2 protein-coding genes are annotated in these 2,439 nt (G+C 50.5%); one reads left to right on the top strand and one right to left on the bottom strand.

Going from position 1 to position 2,439, the window contains the following annotated elements:
* Positions 1-277: 277 nt before the first annotated feature.
* Positions 278-1,333, bottom strand: coding sequence for a transglutaminase-like domain-containing protein (locus Q0277_RS01705; RefSeq protein ID WP_297994934.1), 1,056 nt, complete (start codon positions 1,331-1,333; stop codon positions 278-280).
* 107 nt (positions 1,334-1,440) lie between these two features.
* Between Q0277_RS01705 and cmoB the strand changes: the two genes are divergently transcribed.
* Entirely contained in the window at positions 1,441-2,334 is an 894-nt protein-coding gene (gene cmoB, locus Q0277_RS01700) for a tRNA 5-methoxyuridine(34)/uridine 5-oxyacetic acid(34) synthase CmoB (protein ID WP_297994932.1), read from the top strand.
* Positions 2,335-2,439 lie beyond the last annotated feature (105 nt).

Here is a 2,439-nt window from a genome sequence, read left to right as displayed (position 1 = left end):
CCGCTCGCTTTAAAATTTTAGAATTTTACTCGACGCGGAATTTTAAAATTTCAAAATTTCGCCCAAAGACATAGCGCGAAATTTCGCCAAGGCGGGCATGATAGCCCGCAAACTAGGCGCGCAGACAGTATGTATCGGTGGCGTAGGCTAAACCATGCAAAAAGCGCCGCTGTCGCAAAGCCAAGCGTGCGCTTCGATGAAACGGGGTTGAGCCTCGACGAAGCGCGGCGGCTTAGCTTAAGCAAATCGCGGCGGTAAAATGCAAGCCACCAGAGGATTAAATTTCTCGCGAAAAATACTCGTAGATAAAATTTTTAGGCGAGTACGGATCTTTAGGCGTACCGCCCACTTCGCAATACGGATGCGAAAAAATTTCAATCGGGACATGCGCCGGGCGCGGATTTAGCACGATTTCGCGAGCGTAGTTAAAGCCCAGCCAGCACGGCTCCCAGTTGCCAAAAAGATACTCGCGCACCTGCGCCAGCTTAGAATCATCCTCGCTTAAGCCTTCGCCGAGTCGCACCTTCGTAACATCCGCGGGATCGACCGGGATCCAGCCGTGGCCTTTTAGGTAAAATTCCGCCCTGCAATGCTGCGCGCCCGAAATTTCAAGCACACCGCCGTTTAGGGCGCCCATGACGCCCATTTCAGGCGAAAATTTCTTCGCCGTGCCCGTACGGATGCCGTAAATAGCGCGCGCAGGAATGCCCGCTGCTCTGCAGAGCGCGACGAACACGCTATTAATATCGGCGCATTTGCCGCTTAGCTTGCCGCTGCTTAAAATTGTCGCTGCATCGCCGCTGCCGCATGCGATCACGCTATTATCGCGACTCATATTTTTTGCGACCCACTCGTAGATCGCGCGCGCCTTTTCCAGATCGCCTTTAAGCGAGCCAGTGATCTCGTCTGATTTTTGTTTTGCAGCGCCTTCTACCGGAATTAGCTTTGAAGGCTTTAAAAACTCCTCGATCTCGGGGCTAAAGCGCTCATTTTCATTAAAGCTTACCTTGCTAAAATCGGTGTTTCGCTCCGAAATTTCAATATCGAAGCTAAGCTCAAAATAATCATCCTCTTCGCCTACGACACCTTGCTCGCCGTATTTGCCGACGCCCGCTCTTGCCTCTTTATCGGGTGCGAAGCGCGCGTAGTACGTGCTTATATGATCTCCGCAGATAGCCGACTCTTGTGCATTTGAGCGGGCATGATATTCGCCCAGCAACCTTTGATACGACTCTTGCAGCACTAACGGCAGCCAAAGCCGCACCTCTGCGCCACTACTTGAAATTTCGTGATTAAACCTGAGACTAAATTTTCTCGTTTTTGCTTCTTGCATTTTTTGCTCCTTTGCTTGAATTGCAAGTCGATTTTATCTCTTTGCGCCTTAAAATGGATAAAATTTTATGTTAAAATGGCGCTAAATTTGAAATTTTAGGATTAAAAATGGATCTGCAAAAGATCAGAGACGAGAACTTTAAAAAGCTGCAAAGCGGGCAAAACCGCGAAATTTTAAGCGCGATTGAGGCGCTGCAAATAGATAAGTGCGAGTGCGAGTGCGGCGACGTCGTGCGGGCTAGCTTTAACGCTAGCGCAGAGCAAGAGAGTGAAATTTTGCGTATCGCGCGAGCGCTAAAGCCGTGGCGCAAGGGGCCTTTTGCGCTGAATGATCTTTTTATCGACGCCGAGTGGCGAAGCTTCGTGAAATTTAACCTGCTGCGGCCGTTTTTAAATCTGAGCGGCAAAACCGTCGCCGACGTGGGCTGCAACAACGGCTACTATATGTTTCGTATGGGCGAGCTTGCTCCTGCGCGGCTAGTGGGGTTCGATCCCGGCGCGCTATTTTATCTGCAGTTTCGCTTCATCGAGAAATTCCTCCGCAGCGGCGCGGAATTCGAGCTTTTGGGCGTGGAGCATCTGCCCTTTTACGAGCACAAATTCGATACGATCTTCTGCCTCGGCGTCATCTACCACCGCAGCGACCCCGTAAAGATGCTAAAAGATCTGCGCACCTCGCTAAATGCGGGCGGCGAGGTGATTTTAGACACGATGTATATCGAGGGGGCGGGCGATTTCGCGCTGTGCCCGAAAAACAGCTACTCAAAAATTTCAAATATCTACTTCGTACCGACCGTCGGCGCACTGCAGAATTGGTGCGAACGGGCGAAATTCAGAGATTTTGAAATTTTGGCTCAAAAGCCCACGGATGCTAGCGAGCAGCGCAAAACGGAGTGGATCGACGGGCAAAGCTTGGAGAATTTCCTAGACCCGCTCAACGACTCGCGCACGATCGAGGGCTACCCCGCCCCTAGGCGTATCTACGTGCGACTTAGGGCGTGATGCGCGCCTTTAAAAACGCGTAAAATTTTACTGAATTTATCAGCTCGCGGAGAAAATTTTGATTCGACAGAGCGCGGAATTTAGCTAAATTTATTTGGATTCTTA

This window comes from uncultured Campylobacter sp. (genome assembly GCF_938030815.1).
In the GTDB taxonomy this organism is placed as follows: domain Bacteria; phylum Campylobacterota; class Campylobacteria; order Campylobacterales; family Campylobacteraceae; genus Campylobacter_B.
This window is presented reverse-complemented; position numbering and strand designations above follow the sequence as displayed.

Excerpts from the sequence above, each read along its gene's own strand:
- Q0277_RS01705 (WP_297994934.1), bottom strand. The coding sequence starts at position 1,333 with ATGCAAGAAGCAAAAACGAGAAAATTTAGTCTCAGGTTTAATCACGAA.
- cmoB (WP_297994932.1), top strand. The coding sequence starts at position 1,441 with ATGGATCTGCAAAAGATCAGAGACGAGAACTTTAAAAAGCTGCAAAGC.